The sequence below is a fragment of the Dyadobacter luticola genome, assembly GCF_005860805.1.
GTDB classification, from domain to species: Bacteria; Bacteroidota; Bacteroidia; order Cytophagales; family Spirosomataceae; genus Dyadobacter; species Dyadobacter luticola.
Genome location: NZ_VCEJ01000004.1, coordinates 51514 through 73256, shown reverse-complemented (window position 1 = coordinate 73256; position 21743 = coordinate 51514). Strand labels below are relative to the sequence as shown.

The 21743-nt window shown below is 46.5% G+C and carries 18 protein-coding genes; 9 read left to right on the top strand and 9 right to left on the bottom strand.

Annotation, left to right across the window (positions count from 1 at the left end; translation table 11 throughout):
• Positions 1-120: 120 nt before the first annotated feature.
• The 6 genes from FEN17_RS10935 to FEN17_RS10910 all read left to right on the top strand — a co-directional run bounded on the left by FEN17_RS10935 (position 121) and on the right by FEN17_RS10910 (position 7992).
• On the top strand, positions 121-1890 hold the full coding sequence (locus FEN17_RS10935; RefSeq protein WP_138365404.1) for a capsule assembly Wzi family protein: 1770 nt from the start codon (positions 121-123) through the stop codon (positions 1888-1890).
• A 29-nt stretch (positions 1891-1919) separates the two neighbouring features.
• Positions 1920-2783 (top strand): carboxylating nicotinate-nucleotide diphosphorylase, encoded by an 864-nt coding sequence (nadC, locus tag FEN17_RS10930; protein ID WP_138365403.1) that lies wholly within the window; start codon positions 1920-1922, stop codon positions 2781-2783.
• Between the two features lie 24 nt (positions 2784-2807).
• A complete protein-coding gene (locus FEN17_RS10925) occupies positions 2808-4898 on the top strand; it encodes a ComEA family DNA-binding protein (protein WP_138365402.1) in 2091 nt (696 codons plus the stop codon).
• 48 nt (positions 4899-4946) lie between these two features.
• A complete protein-coding gene (recQ, locus tag FEN17_RS10920) occupies positions 4947-7106 on the top strand; it encodes a DNA helicase RecQ (protein ID WP_138365401.1) in 2160 nt (719 codons plus the stop codon).
• Positions 7107-7142: 36 nt separating this feature from the next.
• Positions 7143-7526, top strand: coding sequence for a RidA family protein (locus tag FEN17_RS10915; protein WP_138365400.1), 384 nt, complete (start codon positions 7143-7145; stop codon positions 7524-7526).
• 151 nt (positions 7527-7677) lie between these two features.
• Positions 7678-7992, top strand: coding sequence for a hypothetical protein (locus FEN17_RS10910; RefSeq protein ID WP_138365399.1), 315 nt, complete (start codon positions 7678-7680; stop codon positions 7990-7992).
• Positions 7993-8003: 11 nt separating this feature from the next.
• Here the strand turns inward: FEN17_RS10910 and FEN17_RS10905 are convergent, their stop codons facing one another.
• The 5 genes from FEN17_RS10905 to FEN17_RS10885 form a co-directional block, all read right to left on the bottom strand.
• Positions 8004-11789 (bottom strand): SNF2-related protein, encoded by a 3786-nt coding sequence (locus tag FEN17_RS10905; protein ID WP_138365398.1) that lies wholly within the window; start codon positions 11787-11789, stop codon positions 8004-8006.
• Between the two features lie 87 nt (positions 11790-11876).
• The gene (locus FEN17_RS10900; RefSeq protein ID WP_138365397.1) at positions 11877-12317 is read right to left on the bottom strand and encodes an NUDIX domain-containing protein; all 441 of its coding nucleotides are present in this window, start codon (positions 12315-12317) and stop codon (positions 11877-11879) included.
• 2 nt (positions 12318-12319) lie between these two features.
• Complete coding sequence (gene lpcA, locus FEN17_RS10895; RefSeq protein ID WP_138365396.1) at positions 12320-12901, bottom strand: D-sedoheptulose 7-phosphate isomerase; 582 nt, start codon at positions 12899-12901, stop codon at positions 12320-12322.
• 66 nt (positions 12902-12967) lie between these two features.
• Complete coding sequence (mnmC2, locus tag FEN17_RS10890) at positions 12968-13624, bottom strand: tRNA (5-methylaminomethyl-2-thiouridine)(34)-methyltransferase MnmC2 (RefSeq protein ID WP_138365395.1); 657 nt, start codon at positions 13622-13624, stop codon at positions 12968-12970.
• Between the two features lie 32 nt (positions 13625-13656).
• Positions 13657-14925: an aspartyl protease family protein gene (locus FEN17_RS10885; RefSeq protein ID WP_138365394.1), complete on the bottom strand. Its 1269-nt coding sequence runs from the start codon at positions 14923-14925 to the stop codon at positions 13657-13659.
• Between the two features lie 297 nt (positions 14926-15222).
• Between FEN17_RS10885 and tpiA the strand changes: the two genes are divergently transcribed.
• Entirely contained in the window at positions 15223-15984 is a 762-nt protein-coding gene (gene tpiA / locus FEN17_RS10880) for a triose-phosphate isomerase (protein WP_138365393.1), read from the top strand.
• 137 nt (positions 15985-16121) lie between these two features.
• Here tpiA and FEN17_RS10875 read toward each other — a convergent pair whose 3' ends face one another.
• The 4 genes from FEN17_RS10875 to FEN17_RS10860 all read right to left on the bottom strand — a co-directional run bounded on the left by FEN17_RS10875 (position 16122) and on the right by FEN17_RS10860 (position 20281).
• The gene (locus FEN17_RS10875; protein ID WP_138365392.1) at positions 16122-17111 is read right to left on the bottom strand and encodes an OmpA family protein; all 990 of its coding nucleotides are present in this window, start codon (positions 17109-17111) and stop codon (positions 16122-16124) included.
• A gap of 87 nt (positions 17112-17198) precedes the next feature.
• Positions 17199-17960, bottom strand: coding sequence for a DUF5672 family protein (locus tag FEN17_RS10870; RefSeq protein ID WP_229208774.1), 762 nt, complete (start codon positions 17958-17960; stop codon positions 17199-17201).
• Positions 17961-17963: 3 nt separating this feature from the next.
• Entirely contained in the window at positions 17964-18941 is a 978-nt protein-coding gene (locus FEN17_RS10865; RefSeq protein WP_138365391.1) for a glycosyltransferase family 2 protein, read from the bottom strand.
• 89 nt (positions 18942-19030) lie between these two features.
• Entirely contained in the window at positions 19031-20281 is a 1251-nt protein-coding gene (locus tag FEN17_RS10860; RefSeq protein WP_138365390.1) for a hypothetical protein, read from the bottom strand.
• A gap of 96 nt (positions 20282-20377) precedes the next feature.
• Between FEN17_RS10860 and FEN17_RS10855 the strand changes: the two genes are divergently transcribed.
• Both FEN17_RS10855 and FEN17_RS10850 read left to right on the top strand, forming a co-directional pair.
• On the top strand, positions 20378-20929 hold the full coding sequence (locus FEN17_RS10855) for a hypothetical protein (RefSeq protein WP_138365389.1): 552 nt from the start codon (positions 20378-20380) through the stop codon (positions 20927-20929).
• Between the two features lie 23 nt (positions 20930-20952).
• Positions 20953-21741, top strand: a complete 789-nt coding sequence (locus FEN17_RS10850; RefSeq protein WP_138365388.1) for a cysteine hydrolase family protein — start codon at positions 20953-20955, stop codon at positions 21739-21741.
• The last annotated feature ends 2 nt before the right edge of the window (positions 21742-21743 follow it).

Genomic DNA, 21743 nt, shown 5'->3' with positions numbered 1-21743 from the left:
TATCAGTTTTTAGAGGACTCCATGCAAGATAATACAAATTCATTGACGTAATTTGGAAGACTTAACCGAAAAATTATCCGCAAAAGCTGCGTTGATGTAACCAGCAGATTATTCTTGCCTATGTACCAGGGAATTATACGGCATCTCTTCACACTGTTTCTGGCGCTTACATCCCTTTCGTACGTACATGCTCAAAGCTCATTTATTCCTTTAAATGACGATTATTATCACCTCATCGACCGCCTGGAAATCAAGCGCGGAAAGCTCTCCGAAGGTTTTAATTATAATATAAAACCCTTTGAAAGAAAGGCCGTAGTATCCCTCACCGATTCCATTTTAAAAGAAGGTACCGTCAACCTCACCGACCGTGACTGGGAAACGATTGATTATATCCGGGAAGACAGCTGGGAGTGGACCAACGGAATGATATCTACCGACTCGGCGCAGTATAACAGGCTTGCGCGGCTCGGCTGGTTCAAATCGCCTCCACCAGGAAAAAAACGAAAGTTCTGGGAACATCCCGCCGACCTATACAGCATTCACAACAAGGATTTTGACCTGCATTTCAACTTTGTCACCACCAATTTTATTGGAAAAGACAATTCTTACGATACTACCCGCTTCAATACGCTTTGGGGTACCAGTCGGGGGGTGGAAATCAGGGGGATGATCAATAACAAGCTTGGTTTTTATACCTACGTTGCTGACAATCAGGGGCGTTTTCCAAGATACATTGGCGAGCATAAGATCGAAGATCCCAGGTTTCCAGGCGAAGGTCTGGCCAAGTACCATGAACGCAACGGTTCATTCGATTTTCTCACAGCCCGCGGGTACATCACTTTTCGGCCGCTGAAAAGTGTGAATGTTAAATTTGGCCACGATTATAATGTTTTCGGAAGCGGGTACCGTTCGCTGATTCTGTCGGATAACAGTAGCCCTTATCTTTTTCTGCGTTTGGATACGCAGCTCGGAAAGTTTCATTATACCAACTTGTGGACGAGCATGACCAACACTGGAAAAGATGCTTTTGCCGAAGAACTGAGGAGGAAAAAATTTGCCGCGATCCACCATTTGAGCGTCAATGTTACCGATAAACTCAACATTGGTGTTTTCGAAGCCGAAGTTTTCAACCGCGATTCTGTGGGTGGCGGTTATGACCTGAATTATCTGAACCCGATCATTTTTTACCGGTATGTAGAATCTTATATCGGAAGTCAGGATAATGCGCTTTTGGGTTTGGATTTCCGCTGGCTTGCAGGAAAAACAGCTTCTGTATACGGTCAATTCGTTCTCGATGAATTTTTGAGTAAAGAACTTTTTAACGGAAGTAAATTTTGGGGAAATAAATACAGCCTTCAACTGGGAGCCAAATACGTAGATGCTTTTGGAGTACCTAATCTGGATTTTCAGGCCGAATTTAACCTGGTGCGGCCTTACACCTACTCGCACAAAGACGGCGGACGTAACTATATGCATTACGGACAGGCGCTGGCGCACCCGCTAGGGGCCAATTTCAGGGAATTTGTTGGCATTTTACGCTACAAGGCAACTTCCAGGCTGACGGTTTACGGAACATTAATGAGCGCCATGCAGGGCAAGAACCCCACGACCGGCGATTACATGAATTTCGGGGGCGACATTTCTAAAAATTACGAAGAAAGAAGTATCAATCGAAACGGAGAATACGGGCAGAAAATCGGCCAGGGAATCAGAGCCACTACCTTATATACCGACCTCCGCCTCACCTACTCACTGGCACATAATTTGTTTCTGGACGGCCGCTATCTGATCCGGAAAATCTCGTCTGTTGACAAGAATGTTGCAGTTAACTCCAACATTTTTACCTTCGCAATACGCTATAACATGGCATTCCGTCAGCAGACTTTCTGAAATCAAACGTTCTGATTAATTACCAAAAAATGGAAACTGACCCACATGACTTGCGCAGCCTGATCAGGCTTGCATTACTGGAAGATATTGGCGACGGAGATCATTCGTCCCTTTCCAGCGTCCCCGCCGAAGCGACCAAAAGAGCCAAGCTGCTCGTCAAGCAGGATGGCGTGCTGGCCGGTGTGGAAGTAGCCCAGATCATCTTTCAGGAAGCCGCGTCTTTCTTCTCCGAAAATTTTCTTACGATCAATGTGTTACTTTTTGATGGAGCTGTCGTCAAAATAGGTGACGTGGTATTTACTGTCGAAGGAAGTGCGCAGCTGATTTTGAAAGCAGAGCGGCTTGTGCTGAATATCATGCAGAGGATGAGCGGGATAGCGACGTACGCCAGGCAAATGTCGTCACTTATCAGCGATTTGCCGGTGAAGCTGCTGGATACGCGCAAGACAACGCCGAATTTCAGGCTGTTTGAAAAAATGGCGGTAAAAATTGGCGGAGCGGTGAACCACCGCATGGGGCTTTTCGACATGATCATGCTGAAAGACAACCATGTAGACTATGCCGGCGGCATCGAACCCGCGATCACGCGCGCGAACCAGTATCTGAAAGACACAGGTAAAAAGCTGAAAATCGAGATCGAAACCCGCAATCTGGCGGAAGTAGATGAAGTTTTGCGGGTCGGGAATGTGGACATTATCATGCTGGATAATTTCTCGCTCGACGACATGCGCGAAGCAGTTAAAAAAATCGGCGGACGCTTTGAAACCGAAGCTTCCGGGAACATTACGGAGAAAACATTACGTGCAGTAGCCGAAACAGGTGTCGACGGGATTTCCAGCGGCGCGCTGACGCACCAGGCGAGAAGCCTGGATTTGAGTTTAAAAGCCTTCTAACCCTAACCAAAATACCCGGAGCGTATGCAGAGATATTTAAAAATAGCATACGCTTCGAAGCCGGCGGCACTCGTGCTGACATTGGCTTTTATCCCCAGATTCATTTTTGCCCAGGAACCTCCGCGTAAAGAAATCGACATTAACCAGTTCATCGCCGATCTTTTTCCCGTCCCGGCCGACGATAATGATAACTCCGAGCTCTACGAATCGTTATACCAGCTTTACGCCAGCCCGCTGGACCTCAATGTTGCATCCCGCGACGAGCTTTCGAATACCTTGATCCTTTCGGAAAAACAGCTGAATTCTTTTTTTGAATACCGTGAAAAACTGGGCGCCCTGCTCTCGCTTTACGAGTTACAGGCGGTTCCCGGTTTTGATCTGGAAACCATCCGGAGATTGCTGCCTTTTGTTACGGTAAATCCAGCGGCAGTTTCTTTGGGAAAATCACTTAAAAATCCTTCGCAGCATTTTCTAATGTTCCGCACCAGTAAAATTTTGGAAACCCAGAAAGGATTTAGCCCAGTAAGTCCTGATAGTCAATCCAGAACACGGTATGAGGGTAGTCCTTTTAATGGATATCTGAGATACAGGAATGCACGGAGCGGGTTTTACAGTTTTGGGATCACTTTGGAGAAAGATGCAGGTGAAAAATTCTGGGACTGGTCGGGTAAGAGGCAGGTTTACGGGATCGACTATACTTCTTTTCACGCCCAGATCATGAACCGCGGGAAACTAAAAAACCTGATCCTTGGCGATTTTCAGATGCAAGCCGGGCAGGGAATGGTGCTGGGTTCGGGCTTTTCGCTGGGCAAAGGTTCGGAGGTAATTAAAACCGTTTATCGGAGTACATTGGGTATGAAACCCTATACCTCCGCGCTGGAAGCCAACTTTATGCGTGGTATTGCCGCCACTTATGTTCCGATCAAACAACTGGAAACGACATTATTTTATTCAAGGGTAAAAAGGGACGCAAGCCAGGACGATTCGCCTGAAAAAATCATGACTTCCCTGCCGGTCACCGGCTATCACCGCACACCCACCGAGCGTGAGAAACACAATGTGCTAACCGAGCAAAATGTGGGTCTGCATGTTCTGTATAAGCTTTCCCAGCAAAAAGGCCAGGTTGGTTTGACGGTCTTAAATACACATTATGGGTCGCTGATCCGCAAAAGAGCGGCACTTTATAATCACTATGAATTTTCGGGAACACAGAATTGGGTCGCGGGTTTTCATGGCGATTATCGTTTTCAAAACTTACACTTTTTTGGTGAAGGCGCGATTTCAAAAAGCCGGGGAACTGGCGCAGTCGCAGGTATCATTGCGGGCATGGGCAGGCGGCTCGACATTTCGCTCCTTTTTCGGCATTACGACCGTGATTTTCATACATTCTATGGAAATGCATTCAGTGAATCGTCGCGGCCGATCAATGAAACCGGTGCTTATTTTGGGCTGAGATATGCTTTGACGCGCCGCTGGCAATTCAGCGGTTATTGTGATTTTTTCAAATTTCCCTGGCTGAAATATCAGATCGATGCTGCCTCCCAAGGTCATGACTATTACCTTCACATGCTCTGGAAGCCCAGTAAGCGTTTGAATGCCTATATTTTGTTTCATGAAAAACACAAGCAGGCCAATGATCCTGGAAGCGAAGAAGCTGTGGCTCCGCTGATTACGACGGTGCGTCGCACGGCAATGTTCAACCTGGAATATGAAAGACCGCTGCGTTTCTCAATCCGTACGCGTTTTCAATGTGGTGATTTTAATTATCAAAACATTTCGAGATCAAAGGGGTTGACGATCGCGCAGGACATTTCCTGGCATTTTCCAAGAGTTGAACTAAGCGCCCGGCTCGCCTGGTTTAATTCCGATGACTACGACAGCCGGCAATATGTGTATGAAAAAGATGTGTTGTACGCATTCTCTCTGCCCGCCTATTATGACGTCGGCACCCGGCATTATCTCATGCTCCGTTACAATTTGACCAAAAAAATGAAGGTGTGGCTTCGCTGGTCGCAGACGCGGTATAAAGACCTGGAAAAGATCAGCTCCGGCCTGAATGAGATTGACGGCAGCAGGCGTAGCGAGCTCAAAACGCAGCTGATGTACCAGTTTTGAACATATAAGAGTAAGAATTTTAACAGAACCCTATAAAATCAGATTTCCATGACACACGAAAAATTGGATGTGCTTAAAAAATATTTCGGGTACGATACATTCCGTCCGCAGCAGGCCGAAATCATCGATACGGTGATGGCAAATAAGGATTGTTTAGTGCTGATGCCGACGGGTGGGGGCAAATCGGTGTGTTTTCAGATACCTGCGATCCTCAAACCGGGGTTAACTGTGGTGATTTCTCCACTAATTGCGCTCATGAAGGACCAAGTTGAGGCGTTGCGTGGAAATGGCGTGAATGCGGCCTTCCTCAATTCCTCGCTTTCTTCGTCCGAGCAGGACCAGATTCTCTGGCAAGCTAAGTTGGGCGAGCTTAAACTCCTTTACATTGCGCCGGAGCGGCTTTTTTCAGGAAGTACTTTTGAATTTTTAAAAGATTGGAATGTTTCGCTTTTCGCGATCGATGAGTCACATTGTATCTCTTCCTGGGGCCACGATTTCCGCCCGGAATACCGGCAGCTAAATACGTTAAAACAACGTTTCCCAGATGTGCCCGTCATCGCATTGACTGCTACCGCCGACCGGGTTACCCGCCGGGACATTCTGAAACAGCTGCATATCGAACATGCGGAAACATTTATTTCCAGCTTCGACAGGCCCAATCTTAGCCTGAGCGTGCTGCCCGGCAGAAAGCGGCTGCAACAAATCCAGAGTTTTATCAATAAGCATGAAAATCAGGCGGGTATCATCTACTGCCTCAGCCGAAAAGGTACCGAAACCGTGGCGGCCAGCCTGCAAAGCGCTGGTTTCAAGGCAGAATATTACCACGCAGGTCTCGCCGCCGACAAGCGGTCGAAGGTGCAGGAAAAATTTCTGAAAGACGACATTCAGATCATCGTCGCGACGATTGCATTTGGTATGGGGATCGACAAATCGAATGTTCGCTGGGTGATACATTACAATTTGCCTTCGAATGTGGAGAGCTTTTACCAGGAAATCGGCCGGGCTGGCAGGGATGGTTCAGCCGCGGATACGGTGCTCTTTTACAGCTACATGGACATTATTACGAGGCAGGATATGATCAATAATTCCGATCAGTCGGTCGAGCAAAAGGAGCTGCTGCATGCCAAGCTGAACCGCATGAAACAATATGCAGAAGCCGATATTTGTCGCCGCAGGATTTTGCTCAGTTATTTCAATGAGGCGGTGGAAAAAGATTGCGGCAACTGCGACGTCTGCCAAAATCCCCGCACCCGCTTCGACGCCACTATCATTGCGCAAAAGGCCCTATCCGGCATCGCCCGCACCGACCAGAAAGTCGCGATGGGTATGCTGATCGACATTCTCCGTGGAAGCCGTAACCGGAACATTCTGCAATTCGGCTATGATAAGCTCCCGACTTTTGGCGCCGGCCACGATCTGCGCGGCGAGGAATGGTCGGAATATATTGGCCAGCTGCTCAATTCGGGCGTGATGGATATTGCTTATGATGAGGCACATACATTCAAATTAAATCCCGCGAGCTGGCAGGTTTTGCGGGGCGAAAGAAAAGTGGATCTCGTGAAATTCATCCCGCTGAGCGAGCGCAAAGCGCGGGAAGAAGAATTGGCCCCGAAAGAAAAACCGAAGCAGGAAATTATCCGTGATGCCTTGTTTGAGCGGCTGCGGATACTCCGGAAACAAATGGCCGACGCGCTGGCCGTGCCGCCTTATGTTGTTTTTACAGACGCGACACTTTCGGAAATGGCGCAGAAAAAGCCGGTTTCGGAGGCGCAGATGAAGGCGATTTCGGGTATCGGGGAAGAGCGGTTTCGCAGGTATGGAGAAACTTTCATCAAGGAAATTGTGGATTTCGCGAAGGAAAATACCAAGCCCGGCACCCGGGTGGTCAAGGGTTTGACCTTTGTAGAAACTTACGATTTGTACAAAGAAGGTTATTCGGTAAAAGTCATCGCCGAAAAGCGGAATTTGAATGCAGTGACAATTATCTCCCATCTTGTAAAACTGAAAGAAGACGGTCACGACATTAACCTGAAATCCCTCATCGACGACCGGGCTTACCAGACAATTATTAAGGCCGCCCAGGAACTGCAAATTGGCAAGAATGATCCATTAAAGCCTCTTTTCGAGCAACTTAACGAACAGTTTGATTACGGACAATTACGATTATCGCTAGCTATTTTGGAAGAAGAAAGAGAAAGGTCATTTTAAACGCTATATTTGTATAATTATATTTTAACTATTAGCATGAATCGACAAAATATTCTCTCTGGGTCTCCCTGGGAAGATAAAATGGGATACTGCCGCGCGGTACGTATCGGAAATATTGTAGAAGTGTCCGGTACCGTCGCCATCGTGGATGGTGAAAAAGTAAAAGCCGACGATGCTTACGCCCAGACCAACAACATTATTGAGCGCATCGCCAAGGTTTTGGAAGAAGCTGGCGCAAGTTTGAATGATGTGATCCGCACAAGAATCTTCACGACCGACATACAATACTTCGACGAAATAGCCCGGGCACACGGCGCATATTTTCTTGGGATCAAGCCTACCACCGGTATTTACGAAATCAGTAAACTGGTATCTCCTGACTATCTGGTGGAAATAGAATTTACAGCAATAGTTCAGTAATGTACTGGAATAATTAAAAAAAGCCCCTGACGTGATCTGAGAGGCATTTTTCAAATCAATTTATTTTTTAACGGTTACAACCGTCTGGCTTAAAATTTGCTCTTTGTGGTGTAGTTGTCTCACTTGGACGCGAAGAATTACGCATCTTAATATGAAAAACCATCTTACTTTAATAGTAGCATCGCTTTTACTGATACTGTGTGTCGTGGAAAAACACGCAAGCTACAAGGCCGAGAAAAATGTGAATGTGGAAAATATGTACAATTTCCCGGATAAGAATATCAACAACAGCTCCACATCGAATGAAAGTGACGGCGAGCTGATGGGAAAAACAAAATCCTTGTACGATCCTGCACAACTTTTCCAGTTTGCTTCTATGGATACTACCTCCCGGGTTGCTTCTGAAAAAGTGAATAACCAAAATTTGCTGAACATCCCACAAGCGAACAGAACAGCAAATTTTTAATTCCAGCTTGCTTAGCTGAACAGTCCCATAATATCTTCCTGGCTTAGTTTCTTGATAAAGCCGGATTCTCCGCCTACCAGGTCCTCGGCCAGGTCTTGCTTGCGTTGCTGAAGAAGCAATATTTTCTCCTCAATCGTGTCTTTACAGATCATTTTATAGGCAAATACCTTGCGGGTTTGCCCTATCCGGTGCGTTCTGTCAATCGCCTGCCGCTCAACAGCCGGGTTCCACCACGGATCGATCAGGTATACATAATCCGCTTCGGTCAAATTCAACCCGACGCCACCTGCTTTTAAGCTCATCAGAAAAACACGACAAGTTTGGTCATTCTGGAAGCGGTTCACCCGCCCGGCGCGGTCCACAGTCTGTCCGTCGAGATATTCATAAGGAATGTTGATCTTTTCCAAATGTTTACGGATCAGGTCCAACATCCCCAGGAATTGACTGAAAATCAGAATTTTATGATTAGAAGCATTTTCTTCGATCTCCCGAGTAATTTCTTCCAGCTTCGCCGATTCATTTCCAAAATCTTCGTCTCCCGACAAAATAGAAGGAGAATCGCAGATCTGGCGCAGCTTCAATAATGCTTCGAGAATGAGGAAGCTGCTTTTGTTCAGGCCGTCGGTCGCCAGTTTTTCGGCGATTTCCTGGCGGTAACGCTCGCGGAATGTTTCGTATACTTTGCGCTGCTTGTTGCCCATTTCGCAGAACAAGATTGTCTCCGTTTTGTCAGGCAAATCCGTCGCTACTTCCTCCTTCGTACGTTTCAGCATGAAAGGATAGACCAGCTTCCGCAATTCCGCAGCCTTTTCCTTGTCCTGATATTTGTCGATTGGCGTCGCGTATTCGGTGCGGAAAAAGTCGGCGTGACCGAGCATTCCCGGATTCAAAAACTCAAACTGCGAGTATAAATCGAAAGTATTATTCTCCACCGGCGTACCCGTCATCGTCAGGCGATTTTTGGCGTGCAGCAGCCGGGAAGCCTTGGAAGTCAGCGAGTCAGGATTTTTGATGGCCTGCGCTTCATCCAGAATAATGTAGTTGAAATCGAAATGCCGCAGCAACTCCACGTCGCTGCGCATGGTGCCGTAAGTGGTCAGGATAATGTCGTATTCTTTGAAAAACTCGATATCCTTGCGCCGCGCCATTCCGCGATGAACGAAAAGTTTCAAGTCCGGCGTAAATTTCGCTGCTTCCGCCTGCCAGTTGAAAATCAATGTGGTAGGTACAACAACGAGGTTCGTATTGGCTGGATTCTGGTTTTTCTGCTGCTGCAAGAATGTCAGCATCTGCAATGTTTTCCCAAGACCCATATCGTCGGCTAAGCAACCGCCCCAGCCGAATTCATCCAGAAAATGGATCCACTTATAACCTTCTTCCTGGTATTGCCGAAGCGTAGCATTAATGTTCTCAGGCAGCGCAACATTGGGTATCTGCTTGAAATTGAGGAGCTTTTGTTTTTTCTCCCACAATTCACGGAACACTTCCTCATTATCCACCTCGGAAACCAATTCGTCGATCAGCGAGAAATGTATTTTTGATAAATGGATTTTGTCATCATTTACGCGGCCGAATTGCAGCAGCGGTTCCAGCTTGGCAATCCATTCATCGGGCAGCACGCCGAGTGTACCGTCTTGCAACTGCACGTAATTCTGCTTTTTCAGCAACGCTTTTTTGGCATCTGCCAGCGAAACCACCTGATCACCGAAATTGATCTCGACCTTCATATCAAACCAGTCGATACCCGAAGAAGTGGTAACTTTCACGGTACCGCGGTTCGGGTTGAAGCGCATCTTTTTCAAATCGTTGAACCCGAGCAAGTCATAATGCTTCTTGCGCGCCGCGTCCACAAAATTGAAAAGCCAGCCCTCCTTCATTACCTGGTCAAAAGGCACATAAAAGAATGATTGGCCGGCTTGCTGTTTGAAATTCGGATGCAAGGATTTCACCCACTCCCAAACATTATTTTCAGCTGCTAAATCGCGTTCCTGAACGGTTATCTGGTTTTCACCAAAACTGGTTTTCGACCTCCGCTGATCGTGCAAAAATTCGATTTCGCCAGTTTCGCTGTCCGCCGACTCGTATATAAAACTAGGGACGATCAGCAGATTCGCGTCGTCTTCTTTCAGGTAAATCTTTGGTTTCTTGAATGTTAGCTGGCCGGAACTGACCTGGTGACGCGTCTGGAACATTACATCAAACTGCTCCGTCACCGGAATGATCCACTCTTTCAGAAAACTGTCGGCAAACTCTTTCTTAACCCGTATTTTAAATCCGTTCTGACTGAGATAGGCGACCATTTCAGCCTCACTAAGCCCTGCCCAGCGGAAAAGCAATTTCTCATTGTAAATCCCCAGCCAGAAACTGTCGAACGAAACGACTTTCTGCAATTCCAGCGGCGTACCGGCTTTCAGCTCGACGTACGGATTGAGGGTGATAAATTCTTTGTCTTCTGTCAAAACAAAAAACAGCCTGACTGGCTCGCGGTTCAATTCAAGCTGCACAAGCTGGTTGTTGCTGGTAATGTAATCGCCGTCGGCCAGGTATAAACGTTCGGGATCGAGGTCGTTGAAAACGCGGGTAAGCTGCTTTCCAACGTAATTTCTTGCCTCATAACGCTGGTCCGCCCCCACATCGTCGAAATGCAGATACGCATTATAGGCCCAGCCTTGCTTGCGCACAAATTTCTGCAAACCTTCCTCCCAATGTTTGGCGAGACGCACCAACCTGGCGTCGGATTCACTCAAAACAGGGATTTCATCGGCAGAATAATAGTTGCTCGACCCGCCGGCAATGTTCCGGATGTTGGTCAGCTTCTCGGATTTAGCGCTGTATTTGACGGAAAAAACACCGAAACCAATGTCCAGCAAATGATTTTTGCCTTTTGGCCAAAACACAAATATGGAAATCCGGTCCTCGTCTTCCTGACCGTTTTCACTGATTGAAATGTTGAAACCGTTATTCTGGGCAGGGAGGATCCGCTTTCTCAGCGACTTCCAGTCCTGGTAAGTCCCCACTTTTTGTACCGTCGGGTCAAGCTTGATCAGCATTAACCCGCCCTCTTCGTCCAGCCGGAAATCGAATTTATCTTTATACTGATCTTCCAGCGAATAACCGTATTCGGCGAGCAGGTTATTTTTTTCTTCCGTCAAATCCCGCATCACCTCGAATGCTTTTTCACCCAGCTCGTCGCGGAGTTTCAGCAATGCGGCCAGCTTATGTTCGCAAAGCGGTACCCACAACTTTTGGCCGCAGGTGCAGGAAGTATGTACTTGTCTTGTATTCTTAATGCGTTGAAAAGCAACCTGATAGTCAACACCGTTTTCTGTCACCAGACATTCGGCCTCGCCTTCTTTGGCAGAAACAATCTCCACCTCGTCAATCGCCGCGCGGTTTCGCCAGACTTCATCCTGCACCAGGCTTCTCAACTGAAACTCTTTCAGTTCCGGCAAATCCACCACCGTGTCGGCCATATCATGGACAACTTGTTTGATGGTCGGCATTTTATCGAGAATGTACAGGATCGCCGCGACGCGGTGCTTGCAGAGACCGTTTTTATCGGGACAAGAACATTCTGTGGTGATCTGGGGCGTAAGAAAATCCCGGATGTAGATCTGGTAAAACTGAATGGAATAGTCGCTTTTGACTTTGAATTCAGCATTCCCGGGGCCGTTGTAATCAAGTTTAGAAACTTTTAAGCCGCCGCTACTATAAATGGAACGTCCTCTCGATAATACATCTTTCTCCGTCCGCTTAATCAAGAAGTTCGATAACTTTTCCTTCTTTTCGTTTTCCATTTACCCTGCTTCCGTTTAAAATGCAAAAGTACGGTATGTTTCTCTTTTATAGAAACTCAACAGGAATATATGGTCGCGCAAAAACGTCTAGCTCACATAAGGTTGCACGAGCGTACCAATGTGCGCCGGGGCCCAGCTTTTATCAAGATAAGCCTGGATTTGTGTACCGACATTTGGGTATAACTGTTTGGAAACAAGCTCATTTATTGGTAGCCAGACTATTTCAAGCGCAGTCGTTTCTTCCGGATTTAAAACAGGCGTACCGGATGCAATTTCTGCCTGGAACACCATGTGAAGTGTTTCTTTTTTGATTTCCGGCCAAATCACTTCGCCCGAACAAATCATCCCGCTCACCTTTGCCTTAATACCCAATTCTTCATGAAGCTCCCGCGAAAGTGCCTCTGACAAACATTCTCCGGGATCAGGATTACCACCCGGCAATGCATATACTTCCGAGTCGCCATAACAATAGCGCAAGGTCAGAACCTTGTTATCCTGAATGATCAAAGCGGAGGGGCGGACGTTCATTTTTAAGCGATTACCATTTTTTCAATCAACAACATCAATATGTGTATCACTTTAATATGTATTTCCTGAATGCGATCTGCGTAGCCAAAATGCGGGACGCGGATCTCAATGTCGGACATTCCGGCGAGTTTCCCGCCATCCTTGCCGGACATAATGATCACTTTCATGCCTTTGGACTTGGCAGCTTCAACGGCGCGGATAATGTTGGCCGAATTTCCGCTGGTACTTAACCCGAGCAAAATGTCACCCGGCTGGCCCAATGCTTCCACATATCTTGAAAACACATATTCATAACCAAAATCATTACTCACGCAGCTGATATGGCTCACATCCGAAATCGCGATAGCAGGTAGTGCGCGGCGATTATCACGGTACCGGCCGGTGAGTTCTTCGGCAAAATGCATGGCGTCGCAATGTGACCCGCCATTTCCGCATGAAATGATTTTCCCTCCGTTATTGATCGCCTCCGCCATCAATGTTGCCGCGCTTTCTATTTTTTCAATGTTAGCCGGATCATTCAGAAAGTTATCCAGCACATTTTGCGCTTCTTTCAATTCCTGGCTTATAATTTCCTGGTAATTCATTTTTGAATGTGTTAATGCTGACCGCTTCTTAAAAAATTATGCTGGCTACGCGAAATGCCGGTGTTCTCAGGATCTGATCGCTTTCAAAACATGCGTTTTTCGGCCAGGACCTTTGTGCCGCTCCACCTTAAAACCGGCCGCCGCCAATGCTCTTTTTACAATTCCTTTGGAAGAATATGTTACCAATACGCCGCCCGGATGCGTTTGGGCCGCTACGCTTGAAAATATTTCTTCTGTCCAGAGTTCCGGCTGGGCGCGCGGATCGAAGGCATCATAAAAAATCACATCAAACATTTTGTCCGATGTGAAATCCTGGATGTGGGTATTTTCCTTTTGGAATATAAAAAATTCGGAAAGCTGATGAGTTTCAGACCATGATGCTTCGTGCAGTTTCAAAAATCCGCTGCCGCCAATTAAGGCCTCATAATTCAATGTTGCAGCTTCTTCCAATGTTACCGGATAAGCTTCCACGGAAATATAATGTACCGGCTTTTGCAGCGCGTCGGCCAGTTGCCAGGCCAGAAAAGCATTTAACCCCGTCCCAAAACCCATTTCAAAAACATGCACGGTTTCCGTGGCATTTTCGAGAAAAGGTTTCAAACCGAGGTTAATGTAAATGTGCTTTGACTCATTCAAAGCACCCTGAAGCGAATGATATTGCTGATTGAATTGTGCGCTGAACAAAGAATGCGAGCCGTCTTCCGTTACGATAAGGCGTTCCAAATAAGCCAGTTTTTAGTTTGGCTTAAATGTAGTTAAATCATTCTTTTCAGGGTAATCTGGGTAAAGAAAATATCCCCCTTGCGTTTTACCAGCAGGTCGATGTTCTTGCCGTCGCCGCGCTGCATCAATTTGTAAATGTCGCTGATATTCAGCTCGGAAGCCGACTGATCGTCGATAAAAAGCAGCTGATCACCTTCGAGTAAACCAGCACGCAAAGCCGGCGAATCGTCGGCAATGTGGTTGATAAAATACGAATGCAGGTCCCTGCCTTCGGCGCGCACTTCCATCCCACTCATATCGTGCTCGAATTTTTCACGCAACCGGCTTTTGATCGGTTTCAGCACCATGTAGCGTTCCTGGTAATTCATCGTCACCCTAAACCGCCGCAGCAGCTCGCAGCCAATGTTACCCTGCCGCTCGCTGCCCTCTTTTATTTTTGAACCAAAAGAAATACTGTCCGGAAAAGAGGCTACAATGTTGTCCATCTCAAACCTGCCGAGCCGAAGCCGGTCGATCCGGCCAAGATTTCCGTTGATTACACCATTTAAACCGCGGCCCAGCTGTGCACGGATCACTTTTTCGGGCAGTCGGAAAGATTCTTTGGGCGTGTTGTTCAAAAGCAACGCATGACCCGCGCCCGTATCGATCAAAACCCGGATCGGGTGCTCGCGACCGTCGGCGAAGAGGGTTACCGCGTCTGTAAAAGGCTTGGTATCCTCAATGATCAGCGGATGCTTGTCGCCTTTGTTTGATTTGTAATGATATTTTTCGGGGCGCATCAGGATCAGCTCTTTTTTGGCAAAGTCCATGGTTACCACGAAGTTGTTGAACACTTCATAACCAAAAATGCCATGTACCGGCACGCCGACATATTCGGAAAGCCTGAGAAAATCGTCTTCCAGCACCACAATGTTCTGGTGATTGGCCCTGAGCCGGCCCATCGCAAAACGATTGTCGATGGCCACATGCGCTGAAATAGATTTTCCCTCGCCGGCACCGGTGAGATTAACCTTCCGGGTTAAACGCAGCTTGTCGGGTTTGAGAATGTAGGGGTCTGTAACAATGATCGAGCTAACGCCAGTGTCGAGGATAAAACGCAGGGAATCAGTGTCGTTGATCTTCACATAAATGAGGATCAGGTTGGAATGCAGTTCAAAGGGAATGCGTGCAGATTTGTGGTTTTTTTCTAAAAAGTAGCCATACCGCTCCTCTGAAACCGGGGGAATGTCTGATGAGTTGGCTAATGCTGCGCGGGTAGTAAAAAGTATAATCGCTAAAAATAACCACTTAGACGTTTTCATCGTGGCCTCCTTTCTTTAAAATCTATTTTTCAAGTTGCTACGTTAACAATACAAAACACGCTGATTATAAATGGCTTAACTCTGTCTTTATATCTTGTGTAAACGTTAGTATTCAAATTGCACCCATTTGGTTAATTAAGTAAAAATAATATTTTTCTTCTCAATTAAACACAAAAAAATCTTCATAAGTACAAACTTTCAGAAATATTTTTATAGTAGTTGTAAAATCATGCAAATGATGAAATTATGGTACTTTTGTTGCGTAAAAAGACCTTTTTTCACAATAAAAAATTTCTCATGCGCAAGAAAATTGTTGCCGGTAACTGGAAGATGAATAAACTGATGGATGAAGCAGTTGCGCTCACATCCGAGTTGGTTAATATGGCAAAAGATGAAGTTCAAAATGACGCCAAAATCATCCTTTGCCCTCCTGCCATTTACCTTACTACCATCAAAAAATATATTGAGGATGCACCTAACTTTTCGCTAGCAGCGCAAAACTGCTCCGACAAAGTTTCCGGTGCATTTACCGGCGAAATTTCCGCTCAAATGTTGCAATCCATCGGCGTGGAATATGTGCTGATCGGCCACAGCGAGCGCCGCCAATATTTCAATGAAACCAATGCATTGCTGGCAGAAAAAGTGAATACCGCGCTTGCAAATGGGGTTTCTCCGATTTTCTGCTGCGGCGAATCGCTGGATCAGCGCCAGAATGAAGACTACATCGGATTTGTAAAAAACCAGATCACCGAAAGCCTTTTTCACCTGACGGAAGAAGAATTGCTTAAAGTAGTAATTGCTTACGAACCCATCTGGGCGATCGGTACCGGCCTGACTGCCAGCGCAGAACAAGCCCAGGAAATGCACGCCGCACTCCGCCAGCACATTGCTTCCAAATATGGCGCGAATGTTGCCGAAGAAATCTCCATCCTCTACGGCGGCAGCGTCACAGCCGCCAGCGCGCCAGAACTTTTCGCCTCACCAGACATCGACGGTGGACTTGTAGGCGGAGCTTCTCTTAAATCCAGAGAGTTTACGAATATTATTAAGGCGAGGTAGGAAGGGGTGATTTGTAGTCATTAGTGGTCATTGATTGTCATTTATAGTCAGGTGTTGTTTTTAGAATTTTACAACATCTGACTACTCCTGACAATACCTGACAACAAATGACCAAATGACCACAAATGACTATCCTATCACATCCCCGTCACCACAAACTCCACCCTCCGGTTCTTCTTCCTTTCCTCTGCGTTGCCTTTGCTGATGGGGCGGGTGGCTCCGTAGCCTTTGGCTTCGATGCGGGAGGCTTCGATGCCTTTTTCCGTGAGATAGGATTTGACGGCTTCGGCTCTTTTTCGGGACAATTCCAGGTTTTTGTCAAAATCACCGACATTATCGGTGTGTCCTTCCACGCGGATTTTTAGTGTTGGACTTTCTTCCATGATCTTCACCAGCCGGTCGAGCTCTGCGTTGGATTCGGGCAATAAGGTGAACTTGGAAGTTTCAAAATAAATGTTCGGCAGGGCGATGGTTTCACCTACTTTTTTCGGAACCCGCAGCTCTTCTTTTTCCGCGACAGAATTTGAAGTATCCACCGCAACTGGCTCTTCTTTCGGTTTTTGAACAGGCTCAGTTGTTTTTACAACCGGCTTTGGCGTCTTAGCCTGCTCTTTTTTCAAAGGGTTTTTAACGTGTATCCCGTAAAAATTCCATGATTGCGAGCCTTGTTGACTGCGACCTTCGTAAAAATCAAACTCTTCAATACCAGGCGTTAACCTCTCAAAATACGCGACAAAATCGACGGTTTCGCCGGAGGTTACTTCTCTTCTTTTGGTGGTCGGAATGTTCTCGGCTTTGATGAATTTAAATTTCTTGTCTATTTCACCGGGCTTGTACAATCTTGTCTCCGGATCGAGCCAGATTTCGTTGCCGCCGCCAAATTTATATTGCTGATCGGGGCCTTGCGGTAGTGGAAAACGGAATTGTTTTGGAAGGGGCTGACTGGATTTTGTTTCCGTAAATTGAAGATAGACAATTGTATAATTGTCGGTCAGCTCCACTTTTTTGATCTTCACATAAGGCTGCGACTGCTCGTCTACCTTGGGATTCTCGGTAATTTGTCCAAAACTGGCTTTGAATGAAAGTATAATCGCGACGGAAAATGCCAGTAGCAATTTGAATTTCATGGTATTAAATCGATGGTTAAAAATAAGTACCTGCAAGAACGCCCGAACATTCCTGATAGTTTGTTAAAATTTGTTAAACTATCTAAGTTACTGGTTCTCAGGAATAAATCGAGACCAGAATCCGGGATCGTAGCGCTCCCAGGCGTGACAGGCGAAAGGTAGCTGGTGGCCAGTCAGCTCGTAAGTAGCAGCAGGACTTTTTTCAAAAGCAAAACGCAGCGCTTCCTGCCAGGAGGGCGTTTTCAGGAATAATTTCATGGGAATGAGCCGCGTAGCTTCCTGCGAAAACAACATATCCTCATTCCCGACCCAGGCTGGATAAAATGTATTGTAAATTTTTAGATACCGGATAAATGCCGGAATGTGCCGCAGCGAAAGCCCGCCATTTAAAACAAACCGGCGGCTTGATAATGCATCCGCGAAAGTCTGAGCAGACGCGGCAGGTAATATGTCAAATTCAGGATTATGCAGCGACGGCGCGCCAATGTAATCGTATCCTTCCTGGCACCATTGAAGCAGCTCGTCACGAAAAACGAATGCATCGAGCTGGTAAATCAGCATGAATTTGAATGCTGAAAACTGTTTGTAAAAATCCAGGGAAATCAGCAGCCGGTTGTAGGCAGCAATGCCTTCAAAATGCTGGCTGTCCAGCGAGATGGCTTCGATTGAGGAATATTTTTTTGTAATAAAGTCAACACTGAGACTGCGCGGCTTGATGATTTTGATCGGATATCCTGCCAAAACTTTCAAACATTGCTGCAACGAAATCTCCTCATTTTCAGTGAGAAACGGTTGGTATACCGGTATAACTACAGCCACAGAAGATTTGTCGAGCATGCTTTTTCCCATGATTTATTCAAACAAATCGCCCATCGCGGGCAGCCACCAATCCTTGCTGCTAAACCGGTAATAACCTCTCAGTACCTGGTTCAAAACCGGACTTAATCTGCGGAGCCGGTTGCCGGGAAGCGAGGCGCGGGTATAATAATGTTTCTGCGACAAATACAGTTTGAGCAACTTTTCGCGCGGCACAAAAGGGATGGCGCGGAGCAGCAGGTATAGCTCATTCAGCTTATCAGCCTTTTCTCTCAGCGGGGCCAGTTTTCTTTCGCGGTCCCGCACAAAACGGTCTTTCAGCTGCACCTTCTCGATTTTACTTCCAAAACCGACCTGCTGCGTGGAATGCATCCGGTAGTAAATCAATGGTTCCGGAATAAAATCAATCTTTCCCTGCAAGCTCAGCACCACGGCCATCCAGGCATCGTGGATGAGGTCGGGGACGTGTGTTGGAAATGGTACGAGCCTTTCGAGGCAGGATTTCCGGATAGCCATCGTGGCGCCGGTTACTACAAATCCGGTATACAGGATTTCGTAGGGTTTCCCGCTTTTCCACCTGTTCTGACCGTTTTTATCAAATTCAATTTCCTGCCACATCGTCTTGCCGACGGGTTCGGAGTAATCATCCATGATCATTCCGTCGGAAAAAACTGCGTCGATATCCGGGTTTTGATTCAGATAAGTTACCTGCTTTTCCACCCGGTCATTTCGCCATCTGTCGTCCTGATCGGTGAGCAAAATAATGTCTCCCTGGCATAATGAGAGGCATTTTTCAAAATTTTTGGTCGAGCCGAGGTTTTGCTCGTTGATATGAATATGGACCGGAAATTTACTGGTAGCGGCGAATGCCTGAATGATCGCGATCGTATCGTCCTTGGACCGGTCGTCGCACACCACTAGTTCATCCACCAAAACTGTCTGGTCAGCAATGCTCTTCAACTGTTCGGGCAAATACTTCGCCCCGTTGTAAGTGCACATAGCCACTGAAACCATAATTGGCATTTAAAATTTGAGTACAAAATCGAAATTTAACACTTAATGCCCCCTTTTTCAAAAGCCGGGAAGCAACATTCACATTCTCTTCATCTTGAAACCACCTCTCCGCCAGGCAATGTGACCACCTTTTTGTCCACCGCCCAGGTCAGTATTTCCGAAAATTCGGCCGATTTATTACCGTCGATCAAAGACGTACTCCGATTGGCTTCCCACTTCCGAAGCGTAGCTGCGATCTGTGTATTTGACTTTTCCAGGGCACGTACATTATAATAGTAAGATCCCGCCCAGATCAGCGCAGCAAATGCACCCAGGATCTGCAAATGTTTCGTTTTCAGGATTTTTAAATCCATTAAAATCAGTATCAAAAAAACGGGTATCGTCGCTGTAAAGAACATATACCTCGGAGCGATGCCGCCTGCTGCTTTTGTTTCAAACCTGGAAATCGCTACGATGATCGCTGTCAGCACTGGTAAGGAAAATAGACTGTAAAGCAGCGGATTTTTGAATGCATATCCTTTGAAAAATAGCCAGATCCAGGTCAGAAAGACAAGCAAGCCTGCCAGCATACAGACCAGGATATTCATATTTTGTCCGGTACCTGGGTTGATATACAGGAAACTTCCGAGGAACGTAAACAACAAACGCGCCATCCATTCCACATTGAATCCTACGAGCGCGTCATTTTCGGCCGGAGGCTGGTAGAAAAAGGTGAATGTCAGCAGCGCAATACCTATAATTGTCCAGGCTGCCAGCAACTTCCACCGGCGATGGACGGCCAACAGAAAGCCTCCGAGAAAAAGTGCAAGAAAACCGTTGCCAAAAGAAATGACGCCGACCGTAGCCGCGATGACGGAAAATAAAAAATTCCAGCTCGCCGGATGGGTTGTTTGATTAAGCAAAAACAGGCAAAGAAAGGAGCAGAAAAATACCGTATAATGCTGAATTCCTCCCCAATAGTAAAATGTTACCTGCCAGAAACCCAAGCTGAAAAGAAAGGCGGCGGAGAGCAGGACGGTTTCGGGCACGAGCAATTTCTTTTGTTTCAATAAAACCAGCAATAATCCAAAAAAGGCAATTAGCAGAATATTTTGAAACAATATAAGATGTCTGAAATTGATCTCATGAAAGATGTAGAAATAAATCGCTGCAGCAGCTTTTGAAAAAACGATCCTGTGCTCGTTGTGCCGGCTCAGGAGGATATCTTTTTGAACATTTATAGGGTTATTATCGAAATAAAAGCGGCGGATAAAATTCAGCGTGGTGTCGTAATCATCAAAGGAAGGCGTGTTTTGGGCGTTTTTAAAAAGGGTATATAGAAAGATTAAAACGATAGCCAAGCTTAAACCTATTGAAAGATATTTACGCATATCTGATATTTTTGCTAGACCCCTGAATGGTCCCGAACGAATTTTAAAGTTACAAAACGCATTTGAATGGCCTTACCTGACATACTTAAGAAGGCGATCGTACATATGCCTGTCAAAGAAAAGGATAAATTACTGCTGAGGCTAATTACCAAAGACAAAACGCTTTCAGACAGACTTCATTTTGAGCTGATTGAGGACAGCTCGACCATTCCCGAGCGCCGCGAAGATATTACCGCGAACATTATCCGGACTTCAAAATTCAATCAGAACACGCCGGGCTGGATTTTGATGGATATGCGGAACCTCAGCGGTGACATTGCGTATCATGTGAAAGTGACCAAGGATAAGATCGGCGGATTGGAGCTTAACCTTTTTCTCCTGAATACTTTTATGGAGAAATATCCGGATATTCTGAAAACGTACTCGTCCCGCGCCGATACCTGCGCACTGTACATTGCCAAAAAAGCGCTGACGATTGTAAATCAGTTTAATAAGCTGGAAGAAGATTACCGCGTGGACTATCTGAAAGATGCGAACCGGATGCTGGCTTCGGTGTACAGCCTGTGTTCCAAAATGTACGCGCGCCAGCTCGAACTGCCGCAGGAGCTGGAAGGTTAATGTAATACAAACTAAAAATCCATATGAAAAAGACCGCCCTGCTGATCATCGACGCGCAATTTGATTTTTGTAATCCAAAAGGAACATTATATGTACCCGGCGCGGAAAAAGATATGGAGCGCATCGCCAACCTGATCGCGCTGGACGGGCCGAAGATCGACAGCATTTTCGTGACGCTGGATACGCATAAGGTGCTCGACATTGCGCACCCGCTTTTTTGGGAAGATCAAAACGGAAATACGGTCGCGCCATTTACATTGATTACCGCCGCGGCTGTGAAATCTGGAAAGTGGACGCCGCGGTACCACAAAGAATACGTGCTCGAATATCTCGAAAAATTGGAGGCGCAGGGCGAATTCAAACATTTCATCTGGCCAGAACATTGCCTGGTCGGCTCAAAAGGCGCTTCGCTCGACGAAACTTTAATGCATGCAATCCTGGCCTGGACACATTTTACGGGTCGTGATTATATCGCGATTTCAAAAGGTATCAATCCGCTGACCGAGCATTTCGGCGTTTTTAAAGCGCAGGTACCGGTGGCCGGAGCGCCCGAAACAGAGCTGGATACGGCATTTCTGGCAACATTGGAAACATTCGATACCGTACTTGTTGCCGGCGAGGCCCGCTCACATTGCGTTGCGACTAGCATAAATCAGATACTCACAAGTGCACCTGCATTGATACCCAAAGTAACAATTCTTTCGGATTGTATGTCCGACGTCACAAATTTCGGCTATCTTGCCGACCCGATTTTTGAGGAAGCCAGAGAAAAAGGAATGACTTTTTTGAAAGCTAGTTCGCTCATTCTCTGACG